This window comes from Micromonospora parathelypteridis (genome assembly GCF_014201145.1).
Taxonomy (GTDB): domain Bacteria; phylum Actinomycetota; class Actinomycetes; order Mycobacteriales; family Micromonosporaceae; genus Micromonospora; species Micromonospora parathelypteridis.
Map to the genome: position 1 here is coordinate 5,095,201 of NZ_JACHDP010000001.1, position 14,453 is coordinate 5,109,653.

Annotated in this window: 14 protein-coding genes; 10 read left to right on the plus strand and 4 right to left on the minus strand. The window is 70.1% G+C overall.

Annotated elements, in window-relative coordinates:
• The first annotated feature begins 14 nt into the window (after nucleotides 1-14).
• From HNR20_RS23100 to HNR20_RS23110, 3 genes are read left to right on the plus strand one after another with little or no spacing between them, the layout of a single operon-like run.
• The gene (locus tag HNR20_RS23100) at nucleotides 15-878 is read left to right on the plus strand and encodes a peptidyl-prolyl cis-trans isomerase (protein ID WP_184183421.1); all 864 of its coding nucleotides are present in this window, start codon (nucleotides 15-17) and stop codon (nucleotides 876-878) included.
• Nucleotides 875-1,303: a hypothetical protein gene (locus tag HNR20_RS23105; protein ID WP_184183423.1), complete on the plus strand. Its 429-nt coding sequence runs from the start codon at nucleotides 875-877 to the stop codon at nucleotides 1,301-1,303. Before HNR20_RS23100 ends, HNR20_RS23105 begins: the two co-directional genes overlap by 4 nt.
• 17 nt (nucleotides 1,304-1,320) lie before the next feature.
• The gene (locus tag HNR20_RS23110) at nucleotides 1,321-1,872 is read left to right on the plus strand and encodes an alpha/beta fold hydrolase (protein ID WP_229687368.1); all 552 of its coding nucleotides are present in this window, start codon (nucleotides 1,321-1,323) and stop codon (nucleotides 1,870-1,872) included.
• A gap of 28 nt (nucleotides 1,873-1,900) precedes the next feature.
• Here HNR20_RS23110 and HNR20_RS23115 read toward each other — a convergent pair whose 3' ends face one another.
• Nucleotides 1,901-2,131: a hypothetical protein gene (locus HNR20_RS23115; RefSeq protein WP_184183425.1), complete on the minus strand. Its 231-nt coding sequence runs from the start codon at nucleotides 2,129-2,131 to the stop codon at nucleotides 1,901-1,903.
• A gap of 168 nt (nucleotides 2,132-2,299) precedes the next feature.
• Between HNR20_RS23115 and HNR20_RS23120 the strand changes: the two genes are divergently transcribed.
• The 5 genes from HNR20_RS23120 to HNR20_RS23140 all read left to right on the plus strand — a co-directional run bounded on the left by HNR20_RS23120 (nucleotide 2,300) and on the right by HNR20_RS23140 (nucleotide 7,933).
• Nucleotides 2,300-3,526, plus strand: a complete 1,227-nt coding sequence (locus tag HNR20_RS23120) for a sensor histidine kinase (RefSeq protein WP_184183428.1) — start codon at nucleotides 2,300-2,302, stop codon at nucleotides 3,524-3,526.
• Complete coding sequence (locus HNR20_RS23125; RefSeq protein ID WP_184183431.1) at nucleotides 3,514-4,170, plus strand: response regulator transcription factor; 657 nt, start codon at nucleotides 3,514-3,516, stop codon at nucleotides 4,168-4,170. The genes HNR20_RS23120 and HNR20_RS23125 overlap by 13 nt, the downstream gene beginning before the upstream one ends.
• A gap of 110 nt (nucleotides 4,171-4,280) precedes the next feature.
• Nucleotides 4,281-5,039, plus strand: coding sequence for an ABC transporter ATP-binding protein (locus HNR20_RS23130; RefSeq protein ID WP_184183434.1), 759 nt, complete (start codon nucleotides 4,281-4,283; stop codon nucleotides 5,037-5,039).
• Entirely contained in the window at nucleotides 5,036-7,519 is a 2,484-nt protein-coding gene (locus HNR20_RS23135; RefSeq protein ID WP_184183437.1) for an ABC transporter permease, read from the plus strand. Before HNR20_RS23130 ends, HNR20_RS23135 begins: the two co-directional genes overlap by 4 nt.
• A 51-nt stretch (nucleotides 7,520-7,570) precedes the next feature.
• Nucleotides 7,571-7,933, plus strand: a complete 363-nt coding sequence (locus HNR20_RS23140) for a hypothetical protein (protein ID WP_184183440.1) — start codon at nucleotides 7,571-7,573, stop codon at nucleotides 7,931-7,933.
• A 6-nt stretch (nucleotides 7,934-7,939) separates the two neighbouring features.
• Here the strand turns inward: HNR20_RS23140 and HNR20_RS23145 are convergent, their stop codons facing one another.
• Complete coding sequence (locus HNR20_RS23145) at nucleotides 7,940-8,344, minus strand: hypothetical protein (protein ID WP_184183443.1); 405 nt, start codon at nucleotides 8,342-8,344, stop codon at nucleotides 7,940-7,942.
• Between the two features lie 59 nt (nucleotides 8,345-8,403).
• Nucleotides 8,404-9,174: a FadR/GntR family transcriptional regulator gene (locus HNR20_RS23150; RefSeq protein ID WP_184183446.1), complete on the minus strand. Its 771-nt coding sequence runs from the start codon at nucleotides 9,172-9,174 to the stop codon at nucleotides 8,404-8,406.
• Between the two features lie 122 nt (nucleotides 9,175-9,296).
• Here HNR20_RS23150 and HNR20_RS23155 point away from each other — a divergent pair, with 122 nt between their 5' ends.
• Nucleotides 9,297-9,500, plus strand: coding sequence for a hypothetical protein (locus tag HNR20_RS23155; protein WP_184183449.1), 204 nt, complete (start codon nucleotides 9,297-9,299; stop codon nucleotides 9,498-9,500).
• Nucleotides 9,500-10,507, plus strand: coding sequence for an aldo/keto reductase (locus tag HNR20_RS23160; protein WP_184183452.1), 1,008 nt, complete (start codon nucleotides 9,500-9,502; stop codon nucleotides 10,505-10,507). The genes HNR20_RS23155 and HNR20_RS23160 overlap by 1 nt, the downstream gene beginning before the upstream one ends.
• Before the next feature lie 84 nt (nucleotides 10,508-10,591).
• Here HNR20_RS23160 and HNR20_RS23165 read toward each other — a convergent pair whose 3' ends face one another.
• Nucleotides 10,592-14,140 carry a ThuA domain-containing protein gene (locus tag HNR20_RS23165; RefSeq protein ID WP_184183455.1) on the minus strand — a complete coding sequence of 1,183 codons (3,549 nt, stop codon included), beginning with the start codon at nucleotides 14,138-14,140 and terminating at the stop codon, nucleotides 10,592-10,594.
• Nucleotides 14,141-14,453 lie beyond the last annotated feature (313 nt).

The following is a 14,453-nucleotide window of genomic DNA, read 5'->3' on the forward strand; positions in this document are numbered from 1 at the left end:
GAGACTCTCGCACGATGAAGCCACTCCTCGTCACCGTGGCGCTCGTCATGCTTGCGTTGTCGGCGTCCGGCTGCGGGTCCACTGACAAGTCTGTGGACCCGCCGCCGAACGCTCTGGCTACGGTGGCAGGCGAACCAATCACGGTCGAACGCGTCCGAACGTTGATGCCCGACGATCCTCTGCCCGCCGTGTTGGTCGCCGGCGGCTACTCCGGTCCGTGGGGAGAGGCGCTGAACCTGGCGATCCGCGACGAGCTGCTGGGGCGTGAAGCCGCGCGTCGTGGCATCGACGGGTCGACCAGGGCGCAACAGATCGCCACACTCATCACGCAGGAGCAGCGCGACACTGCCGGCCTCGCCATCGAAGGCATCACAGAGGACGAGGCACGTGCGTGGTACCAGGAGCACCGCAACCTGTTCGGCAACGTGGCGCAGGCCGAGGTGGCCTGGGCGGAGTTCGCTGACAGCGGGCAGGCCAAGAAGGTCATGGACCGGGTCGCCGGTGCGGATCAGCCGACGTTCCAACGGCTGGTAAGCGAGGACAAGGCGACAAAAAGCGGCGCCGCGACAATGGACGATCACGGTGAGGGCGTCGACCCGATGATCGCGCGCGCAGCCTATGCAGTCGCCGCCGCCGGGGGCGTTGGGCTGTCCGCGGACCCGAAGAACAATCGATGGTGGGTGGTCCGTGTCGAGCGCATCGCGTTCAAGCCAGTGGCTTGGGACGATGCGTTGGCCTACCGTGTGAAATCGGCAATGACCGCGTACCGTCAGGATGAACACCTGCGCCAGCTCGCCGACTCGTTGCGGAAGAAGTGGCCGGTCCACGTGTACGAAGCGAGGCTCGCTGACGTCATCAGGACGGAGGAATCGAAATGAACGTGGCTACCATTGTTGGCGGCCTTGTCGCGCTCTTCATTGTTGCCGCGGCGTTCGTGAGCCTACGCAGGCGCGGTGCGGCAGCTGGTTCGGTTGGTTTGATGTTGAGACTGCTCGCGATTGCCGCCACAGCCTGGATTGTCGTCGCGCTGTTGCCGTTCACCATTGACGACAGCGGTGGTGCGGCCAGCTATCTGCTGGGTGTACCTGTGGTCGCGGCGGTATGTCCCCTCATCGCAGACCTGACCCACCGCGCTGTCGGCGTCACCACAACGGTCTCGGCGCTGGTGATGCTGCTGTGGGGGCTCCTCCTCGGTCTCGGCATCGGCCTCTGGTTCGTCCTCCCGGCCCTGCTGCTGGGGGTGGCCGCGATAGCCACGATGGCTACCCGGCACGCGGCGGTGCCCAGAAACCAGGATGCCTGAAGGCAGGTCCAGCTACCGTGCAGATCTTGTTCATTCAGGGCGGCGGCGCGGGCACGCACGACGAGTGGGACAACAAGCTTGTCGACAGCTTGCGGCGGGAGCTCGGTGACGGGTACGAGGTCCGCTACCCGCGGATGCCCGACGAGGACGACCCGAGCTACGCCAGATGGAGCGCGGCCATCCGGCGGGAGATCGCGGCCTTGGGTGACGAGGCGGTCGTCGCGGGCCATTCGGTGGGCGCGACGATCCTCGTCAACGCGCTCGCTGAGCGGCCGCCGGAGCGGGCGCTCAGGGCAATCGTGCTGATCGCCGCCCCGTTCGTCGGTCCGGGCGGCTGGCCGGGCGACGAGTTCGAGCGGCCGTACGATCTCGGCGCGCGGCTGCCGCACGGCGTGCCGGTGCATCTGTTCCACGGGCTCCAGGATGAGACTGCTCCGCCGTCGCATGCTGACCTGTACGCCGGTGTCATTCCGCAGGCGCAGGTGCACCGGCTACCCGGGCGCGATCACCAGCTCAACGATGACCTGAGCGAGATGGCGAGAGTGATCAAACCCGTCACCCAGGGATAGCGGAGAACCCAGAGCACGGTTGGTGTGCCTAGGACTTGCGGACGCGGTTGCGGCGGTGGTGAACGATCAGCGCGACCGCGCAGAGCAGCGCCACCAGGCCGAATGCCGAGCTGATCCACGGGTTGTCCGCTGCGGTCGACAGCACGACGTTGGCCGCCGCGCTGACGAAGAGCACCAGCCACAGCAGCGGGCGCAGCCAACCTCCCGGCCTCTCCGCAGCGGTGGCGGGCGCATCGGTGATGCGGTACGGATCGGTCATGGCTGCCTCCCTCGGTGAACGTTCATCGACGCCGTCAACGCTAGGCGGGCGGCTTGGCGGGGGCGATCCCACCAGCTCGACGATCGGAGTACAGCAGGCTGTACCTCCGCTGCGGGCGCTGCCGGCCGCGGCCCGTGGTGGCCTAGGTTGGCAGGGGAGGTGGGGTGGATGGCGAACGTGCGGGGGTGGGTCCGCTCCTCGGTCGACGCCCTGGAACGCCTCGTCGGTGGGCTGGGCACCGCGCTGCTGGCGCTGGCCGCGCTGATCTGGGCGGCGACCGTGGCGGTGGCCTGCCTGGGTGGGGTGGGGCTGCTGCTGGCGCCCGGCGCGCTGCGGGCGGTGCGCTCGGTGGCCGACCGCGAGCGCGCTCGGCTGTCCCGCCAGGGCGACCCGATCCCTACCCCGGGTCCGGTGCCGGCCGGACTGCGGACCGCAGTGCGCGATCCATTCGTACGCCGGGAGCTGGGCTGGATCGCGCTGCACTCGATCATTGGGATGCTGACCGGCCTGGCCGGCCTCCTGCTGCCGCTGTATGCCGTGCAGGACATCACGTTCCCGCTGTGGTACCGGCTGGTTCCACCCGAGGCCGGCGCGCCGGGCATCGGCTGGTGGCGCATCGACGGGCTGTCCGAGGCTCTCACGGTCGGGCTGCTCGGGGTGGGCTGGCTGGCCGCCGCGGTCGGATTCAGCCCGGGGCTGGCCCGCCTTCAGGCCTGGCCGGGCCGGTGGCTGCTGTCCCCGCCGCCGGGGGTCGACCTGTCGCTGCGGGTCGCCGAGCTGACCGCGACCCGGGCGGCTGCGCTGGACGCGCACGCGGTCGAACTGCGTCGGATCGAGCGGTCGCTGCACGACGGCACGCAGAATCGGTTGGTCGCGGTCAACGTGTTGCTGGGCGCGGCGCGGCGGGCGGTCAGGCGCAACCCGGACCGGGCCGACGAGATTCTCGGGCAGGCGCAGGACGCTGCCGAACAGGCGCTGAGCGAACTGCGTACGGTGGTGCGCGGAATCCTGCCACCCGTGCTCGACGACCGGGGCCTTGCCGGGGCGCTGGCGGGTCTGGCCGGCAGTTGCGTGGTGCCCTGCCGGCTCCAGGTGGAGGTGGCCGTGCGCTGCGCGGCCTCGGTCGAGGCCACCGCGTACTTCGTGGTGGCCGAGGCGCTGACCAACGTCGTCCGGCACAGCGGTGCGAGCCACGTGGACGTGGCAGTGCGCCGCGAGCACGGCCGGCTGCTGGTCAGCGTCGAGGACGACGGGCACGGCGACGCCGACGAGGCACGCGGCTCGGGGCTCACCGGCATCCGCCGGCGGGTCGAGGCGTACGACGGGCGAATGACGCTGACGAGCCCACCGGGAGGGCCGACGAGGATGGACGTGGAGCTGCCATGCGGATCGTGATCGCCGAGGATGACCCGCTGCTGCGTGAAGGGCTGGCGCTGCTGCTGCGGGCGGAGGACCTGGACGTGGTCGCCACGGCGGGTACCCCGGGCGAGTTCCTGGTCGCGGTCGACGAGCATGCCCCGGACGTGGCGATCGTGGACGTGCGGATGCCGCCGACCCACACCGACGAGGGGATCGTGGCCGCGGTGGAGGCGCGACGCCGCCGGCCGGGCCTCGCGGTGTTGGTGCTGTCGGCGTACGTCGAGCAGGCGTTCGCGACCGACCTGTTCTCGGTCGGCGCCGCCGGGCTGGGATATCTGCTGAAGGAGCGGGTGGGCCGGGTCGAGGAGTTCCTCGCCGCGCTGCGCCGCGTCGCGGACGGCGGCAGCGTGATCGATCCGGAGGTGGTAGGGCAGTTGCTCGCTCGCAACCGCAGGCCGGACACCGCGCTGAGCGAGCTGTCGCCGCGCGAGCGCGAGGTGCTGGGGCTGATGGCCGAAGGGCTCGGCAACACCGCGATCGCGGAGCGGCTGGTCGTCACGGACGGCGCGGTGCACAAACACATTCGGAGCATCTTCGCGAAGCTGCAGCTCCCACCGGACGACCGGGCCGACCGTCGGGTCACCGCGGTGCTGCGCTTCCTGAACGGTGATCGCCAGTAGCGCCTGCTGTACCCGGACCTGGTAGCCCGCTGGATGGTCTCCGTTCTCCCACCTCAATAGCGTTTCTGGTGCGCGCAATCCATGTTGTTGAGAGCGAGAGGGCCACCAGAATGCCCGACTATCCGGGTCAGACCGACCCAGCGGTACGCGTCGAACAACTCACCCGGGTCTACGAGGCCGGCCGTACCCAGGTGACCGCGCTGGCCGGCATCGATGTCGGCTTCGACCGCGGCACGTTCACCGCGGTGATGGGGCCATCCGGCTCCGGCAAGAGCACCCTGCTGCAGACCGCCGCCGGGCTCGACCGGCCCACCACTGGCCGCGTCGTTATCGGCGAGACCGACCTGTCGCGGCTGTCCGAGACTCGCCTGACCGAGCTGCGTCGTACCCGGATCGGCTTTGTCTTCCAGGCGTTCAACCTGATCGGCGCGCTCACCGTCGAGGAGAACATCGTGCTGCCGATGCGGCTGGCCGACGTCCGTCCGGACCGCGCCTGGCTGACCCGGGTGGTCGAGCGGGTCGGGCTCACCGACCGGCTGCGCTATCGACCGGCCGCGCTCTCCGGAGGTCAGCAGCAGCGGGTGGCGATCGCCCGGGCGCTGGCCACGCGCCCCGAGGTGATCTTCTGCGATGAGCCCACCGGCGCTCTCGACTCGCGCAGCGCGGCGGAGGTGCTGACGCTGCTGCGCGCGGTCGTCGACGAGCACGGGTTGACCGTGGTGATGGTGACTCACGATCCGGTCGCCGCGTCGTACGCGGACCGCGTGCTCGTGTTGGCCGACGGCCGGATCGTCGCTGACCTCCCGCAGCTCGGTGCTGCTCGCATCGCTGAGCACCTGGCGTCGTTGGATCGGCGGGCCGTCCGATGACGGGGCTCGCCGCCCGGCTGCTGCGGCACCGTGTCGGCCCGGCGGCTGCGACGCTGCTCGCCCTGCTCGCCGGAGTGATGATCCTGGTTGCCATGGGCACGCTTGTCGAGTCCGGACTGCGCTTCCGCCCGGAACCCCGGCTCTGGGCGACGGCGGACCTGGTCGTCGCCCACCGCACGGTCAGCCACACGATCAAGGAGTTCGACGGCGGGACGACCACGAGCACCGTCCGGCTGCCCGAGGGCGGCACGGTGGACGCAGCCCTGGTGGACCGGATCCGCCAGGTGCCCGGCGTCGCGGACGTGACCGGCGACGATCGGGTGCTGGTCGGCTCGTCCGGTGTCGTCGGGCACGGCTGGGGCACGTATGGCTTCACCGGTCGCCCCATCAGCGCGGGCGCCGCGCCGCAGGCCGACGACGAGGTGCTGGCCGACGTCCGGCTCGGCTCGGTCCCGGGTGACCGCATGGACCTCGTCGTCGGCGGGATCAGCCGGTCGTACCGGGTGAGCGGGACCGCGGAGACCGGTTCGGCGGCGGTGTTCTTCACCGACGCGCAGGCTGCCCGACTGTCCGCACATCCGGGCCGGGTGGACGCGATCGGCGTGCGGGTGGTGCCCGGCGCCGATCGGGGCGCGGTCGGTGACGCGGTACGCGGGATCGCTTCGGCGGCCGGCGCCACGACGTACGCCGGGACGGACCGGGCCAAGGTCGAGCAGTCCGAGAACCTGTCCGCCCAGACGTTGCTGGTCGAGGCGGGATCGGCTTTCGGGGGGTACGTCCTCCTGCTGATCGTCTTCGTGGTGGCCGGCACCATCGGGCTGTCCGTCCGGCACCGCCGCCGGGACCTCGCGTTGCTGCGCGCGGTCGCGGCCACACCGGGCCAGTTGCGCCGCATGTTGATCGCCGAGGCCGCGCTGCTCGCCCTGGCAGCCTCCGCGGTTGGCGCTCCGGCGGGCCTGCTGGCCGCCCACTGGGTGCACGGCCAACTGGTTGGCCGCGGGTTCGTCCCGGCCAGCTTCCCGATGACCGGCGGCCTGTTCGCGGTGCCGGTCGCGGTCGGTACGGCGGTCCTCGTGGCGATGCTCGCCGCGTTGATCGCCGGTCGCCGGGTCACGGGGATCAAGCCGGTCGAGGCGCTCGGTGAGATCGCCGTCGAACCTCGGCGCAGCGGACGGGTGCGACTCGTCGCCGGTGTGCTGACGCTGGCGGCGGCCGGCACCTCCGGGGCGTTCACGCTCGGCGGCACCGGGCCGACGGCCGCGTTGGCCGGCGCGGTGGGCATGCTCTACCTCTTCGTCATCGCGGTGGCGCTGCTCGCGCCGAGGATCAACGCGCACGCGGCGCGCCTGCTCACCCCGGTGCTGCCGCGAATCTGGCAGGCCAGCGGCTACTTGGCCGCAGCCAACCTGCGCGCCAACGCACAGGGGATGGCGACCGTGCTGACCGCCCTCGTGCTGTCGGTCGGGTTCGGCGGATCGGTGTGGTTCCTGCAGACCAACCTGGAGCGGCAGACCATCGCGCAGAGCGCTGCGGGGACGCTCGCCGAGCGGGTGCTCGTCGCGTCGGGCGGGCTGCCAACCGATACGGCGCGGGAGGTCCGCGAGTTGGCCGGGGTGCGAGCGGCCACCGGTGTCCGGCGTACGCAGGTGGTGGTGCGGTCCTTCGACGGGATCGAGCCGGTCGGCGCGCAGGCGGTCGACCCGGCCGGCATCACGTCCACCATCGACCTGGGCGTGCGCGAGGGCGACCTGGCCGATCTGCGGGCGGGCGCTGTTGCGCTGTCCGCGACCCAGGCGTCCGCGTCCGGCTGGGACGTCGGCGACCAGGCGGAGCTCTGGTTGGGCGACGGCACCCCGGTCAAGCTGGAGGTCGTCGCGATCTACGGCCGCGGACTCGGCTTCGGCGACGTCACGCTGGCCGCGGAGACGGTCGCCGCGCACACGGCCGGGGCCACCGACGACGAGGTCCTGATCAGCGCCAGCCCGGACGCCGACGCCGCGTTGGCCGCCTGGTCGGCAGGGCATCCGGGTAGTCAGGTGCTCGACGCGGCCACCCGCACCCGGCTGGTCGGCACGGATCTGGCGCTCGGCGCCTGGCTGAACCGGCTGCTGATCGGCGTGATGGTGGGTTATGCCGCGCTGGCGGCGGCCACCACGATGGTGTTGGCCGCGTTGGCTCGTCGCCGTGAGCTGGCGCTGCTGCAACTGGTCGGGGTCACCCGCCGGCAGATCCGAGGGATGGTCCACGCCGAACAGGCCGGGCTGCTCGGCACCGCGCTGCTGATCGGCGCGACGATCGCGGCGCTGACCCTGGGCGCGATCGTCAACGCGCTGACCGGTAGTCCGATCCCGTACGTCCCGCCGCTCGGTTGGGTGGCGGTGCTCGGCGGCACGACACTGCTGGCGCTGGCAACCACGGTGTGGCCCGTCCGGCGGCTGCTCAGCGCCCCTCCGATCGACAACATCGGGGTGAAGGAGTAGGAGTTGGCCGCGTGGTTGGGAGCAGAATGTTCCGTGGAGATGGGAGCACGCATGACACTGGGACGGGTGCTGGTGATCGGCGTCGATCCGGTCCGAATTCCTGGCTGGGATCCCGCGCCGGTTGTCGCGGCGATAGCACGCGGTCAGGCCCGCTTCGACGATCACGGCATAGAGGCCGACCTGTGCCTGGTGGCGCCCGACGAGGACGCCGAGGGGGTGATCGTCGAGGCGCTGACCCGCCGGAACTACGCCTGTGTGGTCGTCGGCGGCGGTATCCGCAAGCACGAGCCGTTGCTCGAACTCTTCGAGAAGGTGGTCAACCTCGTCCGGCAGCATGCTCCCGCCGCGGCCATCGCCTTCAACAGCAGCCCCGAGGACACCGCGGACGCCGCGCTGCGGTGGCTGCGGCCCTGACTCGGCCTACGGCGCGCTGTCGAACCACCAGTTGGCGATGAAGTAGAGCCCCGGCAACCACGCGACCACCGCGGCCGCGAGCCACGCAACGTAGGCCGGAACCGCCTTCCGCGTGCGGCGTACGAGGAGGGCGTTCACGCCCAGGAAGGCCGTACCGAGGATGACCAGGGCGACGACGACGAGCATCCCCACGGGTGCGGCCTCATCGGTGTCGACCTCGAACGGGGGATAGCGCCCGGCGATCTTCGCGTAGGTGTGATTCGTGCCCAGTGCGTACGGGCCCTCGAGCCAGTGGGTCAGCAGGGAGACGACCATGCCCAGCGGAACGACGGCCAGGACACCGATCACGAGGTTGCACAGCAGGGTCGCGCCGGCGGCCACGGAGATCCGTCGCCGGTCGGCGCCGATCACGGTTTCCGATCTTGGAGGACGTCGTTCATCGTGAAATTCCGTTGCCTCGGCCGACCCGGTCAGCGCTGAAGACGAACGGGCTTGCCCGAACCGCTGCGGCGGACCAGCCAGGCCTCGGTGATGTGGGTGAACATCGCCCCGGCGGCGCCGTTGGAGTCGTGGGCGGCGATGCGCTCGTAGATGCGTCGGTGGCCCTGGTTGGACGCCACGCACAAGGCGCGTTCGGGCCGGCCCATGTAGCGGGCGGTGTTGATGACCTGGCTCTCCAGCGCCCGTACGACACCCCGAGCGATGCGGTTGCCCGATGCCTGCATGATCGTGTCGTGGAAGGCCCGGTCATGCTCGTGGTACGTGAGGTGGTCGTCGACGAGCTCGTCCATCCGGTCCACCATGGCGCGCAGCCGTTCGGTGGTCTCCGCGTCGGCGAGGCGGGCAGCGACGTTCGCCATGTCGGACTCCAGCACCCGGCGGGTGACGACGAGGTCGTCGAGGATGGCGAGGCTGTCGTCCACGGCGATGGTGGCCGCGAGGACGAGCTCGTCGAGCATGTCCCAGTGTGACGGTGGGGTGACCATGGTGCCGGCGCCCTGGCGGACCTGCACCAGCTCCTTCTCCTGAAGGATCTTCACCGCTTCTCGGACGACGGTCCGGCTCACGCCGAAGGTCTCGCAGAGGATCGGCTCCGGGGGCAGCGACGTCCCGGGCGGGTGTACCCCACGGACGATGCGCTCCACCAGCTCGGCGGTGACCGCCCTGGCGAGATTGGTCGGTCGACGCACCCAGGCCGGGGTTGCCGGACTGTCCAGGGCTGTCTCCTGCGGTGGCGTCATGTCCCCTCCGAATGGCTCGCCGTGGCACGACGTCCGGGTCAGTGTACGGCCGAGCATTTGACGCCACACGTTATACGAATTACGTCCTGGCGGTACTGGCGCGGCCCCCGGCCGGGCGGACAGTGCGCGGCCTGCTTGCGCGGAAACTCCCACGTCTGCCACGCCATGAACTGTGCGACGATGTCATCGACGTGAATATCAACAACCAGTCCATCCTGAGTAGGGAGATCGGCCGTACGATGACGGGCCAGCAGCCGCCCGAGGTGCGCTTCGTGCTCGACCACCAGGGTGAGCCCGCGCGCCGCGTCCACGGGCTGGAGGCGTGATGAAGGCGCGCGCACTGCCAGGTCGCCCGGAGGTACGTCTCACCGACCTGGGCTTCGGCGCGGCCCAGGGTGGCAACCTCTACCGGGTGACGACAGACGAGGAGTTCGCCTCGGCGGTCGACGCGGCGTGGTCGGCGGGCGTCCGTTACTACGACACCGCGCCGCACTACGGGCTCGGGCTCTCCGAGCGCCGCCTCGGCGCAGCGCTGCGGCACCGGCCGCGCGACGAGTACGTCGTGTCGACGAAGGTCGGGCGACTCCTGGTGCCGTCACCGGAGGACGCGCACCTGCGAGACTCCGCCGGGTTCGACGTTCCCGCGAGCCACCGGCGGGTGTGGGACTTCAGCAGCGACGGCATCCGCCGCTCGATCGAGGCCAGCCTCGACCGCACCGGACTCGACCGGATCGACATCGTCTACCTGCACGATCCCGACGACCACTGGGAGCAGGCGGTACGCGAGGCCGTGCCCGCCCTGGTCGACCTGCGTGATCAGGGGGTGGTGGGCGCCATCGGCGCCGGCATGAACCAGTCGGCGATGCTCGCTCGGTTCGTGCGGGAGGCCGACGTCGACGTGATGATGTGCGCCGGGCGGTACACCCTGCTGGAGCAGGGTGCGGCCGACGACCTGCTACCCGCCGCCGAGACCAGCGGGGTGGGGGTGGTCGTCGCGGGCGTCTACAACTCGGGGCTGCTGTCGCAGGACCGGCCGCCGGCGGATGCCGTCTACAACTACCAGCAGGCTCCGGCAGAGTTGATCGAGCGGACGCGGCGGATCGCCGAGGTCTGCGAGACCTACGGGGTGACCCTGCCACAGGCGGCACTCGCCTTCGTCCGCAGGCATCCGGCCGTGGTGTCGACGGTGGTCGGCGTACGCAACGAGGCGCAGACGGTCGAGGCGGTGCGACGGTCCGAGATCGCCGTGCCGGAGGAACTGTGGGACGCCCTGGCGGCGGCCGGGCTGCTCGCCGCGCCGCCCGGTCGGGACTCCTCCGCCCGCCCGGAGTGACGACGACGTCCCGGCCGGGACCGGCTCCGCTTCCCGGACACCGGTCCCGATCGGGACGTCATCTGCTGCCGCGACAGCCGCAGGTCAGACCGCGGTGAAGCGCCACTGCTGATTGGCCCCACTGTGGCAGGTCCACTGCAGCAGTCGGGCGCCGTCGTTGGTGGCGGCGCCGTTGACGTCCACGCAGAGCCCACTCAGCACATTCCGCACCGTGTACACGCCGGAGGTTCCCGTCGCGGTGGCGGTGAACTTCTGCTGGTTGCCGTTGTTGCAGGTGGCCTGCTGCAGGAAGGCGCCCGCCGCGGTGGAGCTGCCGATCACCTCGACGCACTTGCCGCTGTGCACCGCCTTGAGGTAGACCGCACCGCTACCGGCGTCGACGGCCTGCCACTTCTGGTTGTTGCCACCCGTGGCGGCCCACTGGGTGATCTGGGCGCCGTCGGCGGTGGAGACACCGCTGACGTCCATCAGTTTTCCGCTGTGCTGCGCGGTGACCGTCCAGGTCTTGCCCGCCAGGCCACCGCCGGTGCTGGGAACGCCGACGCCGGCGCCACCGAAGGTGTGCGAGTCGAGATCGAACCAGTTGGTCGCACTGCCCTTGAACACCATGTAGAGCGTGTGGGTCCCGGACAGGGCCGAGACGCTCACCGGCGTCGTGGACTGGTAGTTGTCCCAACCGCCCGTGCTGGGCACCGAGGTCGTGGCCAGCAGCGTTCCGGTCGGTGAGTCGGCTCGCAGCTCGATCGAACCGCCACCGGACGGCGACGACAGCCGGTAGCTGACTGTCGTGATGCCCGACAGGCTCATCGGGCTGAACGCGATCCAGTCGTTGTTGGCGATGTCACCGATGCGCTTGCCGCTCTCCGCGCCAGACTGCTCGATGATCCGGGTGCCCGACTGGCTCCTGTAGTACTCGGCCTGCTTGTGCTTCGGTTGCAAAATCACCTGCGCGGTACCGGTGAGCGGGGCCGCGCCACCCGCGCCGCCGTTGTCCGTGTACCGCGCGTTCAGCACGTAGAACAGGTTGGCGCCGTCGGGGTGCCCACCGAGCAGGTCGGTGGAGATGGTGCCCGAGCAGCCCGGGTACTCCGTGGTCTCGTGCGCGTGGTCGTCGTGACCCAGCGCCGGGTTGAGGACCACCTTGCTGCAGTCGATCGTTCCGCCGTCGGGGTCGGAGACGCTGATCGAGTACGACACCCGGTCGCCGAAGGTGAGCATGCCCCCATTGGGCGGGGTGGTGATGGTGACCACCGGCGCGCTGTTGCCGACGGTGATCTGGACGTTGGCGAAGCCCGTCTTACCGGTGTTGTCGGTGACCTTCAACTGCGCCGTGTAGTTGCCGTTGCTGGTGTAGACATGCGACGGGTTGGCCGCCGTGGAGCTCGTGCCGTCGCCGAACGTCCACTGGTAGCTGAGTGTGTTGCCGGGGTCCGGGTCGGCGGTGCCGGCACTGCTGAACTGGACGGTGAGCGGCGCGGTACCGCTGGTGGGGGTGCCGACAGCCTTGGCGATCGGCGACCGGCCGCCCTGGATGTAGTCGATCCGGTAGAGGCCGGAGTCGCTGTTGCCACCGCCGAAGTTGGTGCCCCACTCCAGCAGGTAGAGCGAGCCGTCCTTGCCGAACTCCATGTCCATCGGCTTGTTGAACCCACCCGACGGCAGGAACGGGTTGGTGCGGGTCACCGCCGTGGACGAGTCGAAGTGCACCTCCTTGATGTAGCTGCGCGACCACTCGTAGAAGAAGTGGACGCCGTCGTAGTAGGGCGGGAACTTCGTCGCGGACGTGTTCGCCGCGTCGTACCGGTAGACCGGTCCGCCCATCGGCGCCGAGCCGCCGGAGCCGAGCTCCGGGAAGTTCGGCGAGTTCCCGTAGCCGTACCACATGTTGGGGGCGACGACCGGCTTCAAGCTGGTCAGGCCGGTGTTGTTGGGCGAGTTGTTGACCGGTGCCGAGCAGTTGAACTTCGAGCCGACGACGCCGGTGTCCGGGTTGAACGGCGCGTAGGGCTGGTTGTCACCGTGGCAGAACGGCCAGCCGTAGTTGCCGGGCGTCTTGATCACGTTGAGCTCGACCAGGCCCTCGGGGCCCCGGTTGGTGGTCGGCGGGTTGCGGTCCGGTCCGTAGTCGGCCAGGTAGACCCAGCCGGTGGCCGGGTCGATCGAGAAACGGAACGGGTTGCGGAAGCCCATCGCGTAGATTTCCGGCTTGGTCTGCGCCGTGCCCTGGGGGTAGAGGTTGCCGGACGGGATGGTGTAGCTGCCGCTGGCTCCGGGACGGATACGCAGCAGCTTGCCGCGCAGGTCGTTGGTGTTGCCGGCGGTCCGGGCGGCATCGAGGTTGGACTTGCCCGAGCGCCAGTCCAGCGGGGCGTAGCCCTGCCAGTTGGGGTCGAGGTTCGGGGGCGTGTCGTCGCCGGTGCCGATGTAGAGGTTGCCGTCCGGACCGAACTCGAGGTAACCGCCGGTGTGACCAGGCTCCGGGAACGTCCGGTCCCGGTACGCCGGGATGTCGATGATCGTCACACCGCTGGACGTGTTCAGCGTGTCGCCGCTGAGGGTGTAGCGGGAGACGCGGTTGACGTCGGTCGAGCTGCTCGCCGGCGAGTGGTACAGGTACACGTACCCGTTGGTGGCGAAGTTGGGATCCAGCGCCATGCCGGTTAGCCCGTCCTCGCCGCCGGTGTAGACGCTCAGCGTGCCGGCGGTGACGGTGCTGTTGGTGGAGGGCTTGAAGATCTTGACCTGGCCGCCGCGCTGGACGTAGAGCACCCGTCCGTCCGGGGCCACCGCCATCGCCATCGGGTCGACGGTGTTGTCGTCGAGGGTGCGCTTCTCGAAGTTGCCCCAGACGGTGCCGCCGCAGTCACCGGGAACGTTGCCGGCCGCCCACCGGACGCCGCCGAGGACGTGGTTACGGAAGTTGGTCTCGCTGTAGGAATCGATCGCGTGGCCCATCGCGGTGGCCCACACCCGCCCGCCGCCGGCGTTGCGACACCAGGAGATCGGGTGGTCCGGGCCCATCGCCCGGGACCCCGGGTTGTACGTGCGCTCGTCCGCGGTCACCAGGACGTGCACGTTGCCGCGCGGGTTGGCGTCGAAGTTGTACCACTCCTCGCTGCGGTTCCATCGATCCGGCAGACCGGCCGTTGACGGGTGCTGTTTGTCGGCCACGATGGCGGTGCCGGGCAGCACGCCGGGGGAGTGTTCGGGCATGTGGGCGCCGCCGTTGATGGTCTGGTCCCACCACGGGTATTCGGACTCGATGCCCATGTCGGTGGCGTTGTGGACGCCGACGATGCCCTTGCCGCTGGCGAGGTAACCCTCCACCGCCTGGCGCTGCGCCGCCGAGGTCCAGACCATGCCCGAGGTCTGGAACATGATGATGACGTCGAAGGTCGCCAGGTTGCTGGCGGTGAAGACGTTCGCGTCCTCGGTCTGCACCAGCTCGAAGTTGTTGGCCGCCGCCTGCTGCTGGAACATCGAGATCCCGGCGGGGATCGAGTCGTGCCGGTAGCCCGCGGTCTTGGTGAACAACAGGGCGCGGAAGGCCGGCGCCGCTGACGCGGGTGGGGCGAGTCCGAGCGCCAGCAACAGGCCGGCGATCACTGAGATGAGCAATGTGTTGCGACGCATGCCGTCTCCTCGGTTGGGCGGGCGTGGGGATCGCGATCACGGGCCTACGGTGCGTCAGGTTGTGCCTGGACGCGTGGGTGGGCACGAGCGCGCGCTGGGCAGCCCTCGTGCCGTTCGCCGAAACGGCAGTCAGACCGGCAGGACGTCACACAGCGTGATGGTGGCCGTGGTTCTCGTCCGGTGGCCCACGAGGCCAGGATGAGCTAGGGATAGATATCTGTCAATCAAAGTCGGTAACGTCCGATGTTCTGCCCGGCGAGCGGCGGCCGTGATCGGTTCCCTCGGTGCGGCGTCACCGTCGATCAAGGATCGG

Excerpts from the sequence above, each read along its gene's own strand:
- HNR20_RS23100 (WP_184183421.1), top strand. The coding sequence starts at position 15 with ATGAAGCCACTCCTCGTCACCGTGGCGCTCGTCATGCTTGCGTTGTCG.
- HNR20_RS23105 (WP_184183423.1), top strand. The coding sequence starts at position 875 with ATGAACGTGGCTACCATTGTTGGCGGCCTTGTCGCGCTCTTCATTGTT.
- HNR20_RS23115 (WP_184183425.1), bottom strand. The coding sequence starts at position 2,131 with ATGACCGATCCGTACCGCATCACCGATGCGCCCGCCACCGCTGCGGAG.
- HNR20_RS23120 (WP_184183428.1), top strand. The coding sequence starts at position 2,300 with ATGGCGAACGTGCGGGGGTGGGTCCGCTCCTCGGTCGACGCCCTGGAA.
- HNR20_RS23125 (WP_184183431.1), top strand. The coding sequence starts at position 3,514 with ATGCGGATCGTGATCGCCGAGGATGACCCGCTGCTGCGTGAAGGGCTG.
- HNR20_RS23130 (WP_184183434.1), top strand. The coding sequence starts at position 4,281 with ATGCCCGACTATCCGGGTCAGACCGACCCAGCGGTACGCGTCGAACAA.
- HNR20_RS23135 (WP_184183437.1), top strand. The coding sequence starts at position 5,036 with ATGACGGGGCTCGCCGCCCGGCTGCTGCGGCACCGTGTCGGCCCGGCG.
- HNR20_RS23140 (WP_184183440.1), top strand. The coding sequence starts at position 7,571 with ATGACACTGGGACGGGTGCTGGTGATCGGCGTCGATCCGGTCCGAATT.
- HNR20_RS23150 (WP_184183446.1), bottom strand. The coding sequence starts at position 9,174 with ATGACGCCACCGCAGGAGACAGCCCTGGACAGTCCGGCAACCCCGGCC.
- HNR20_RS23160 (WP_184183452.1), top strand. The coding sequence starts at position 9,500 with ATGAAGGCGCGCGCACTGCCAGGTCGCCCGGAGGTACGTCTCACCGAC.
- HNR20_RS23165 (WP_184183455.1), bottom strand. The coding sequence starts at position 14,140 with ATGCGTCGCAACACATTGCTCATCTCAGTGATCGCCGGCCTGTTGCTG.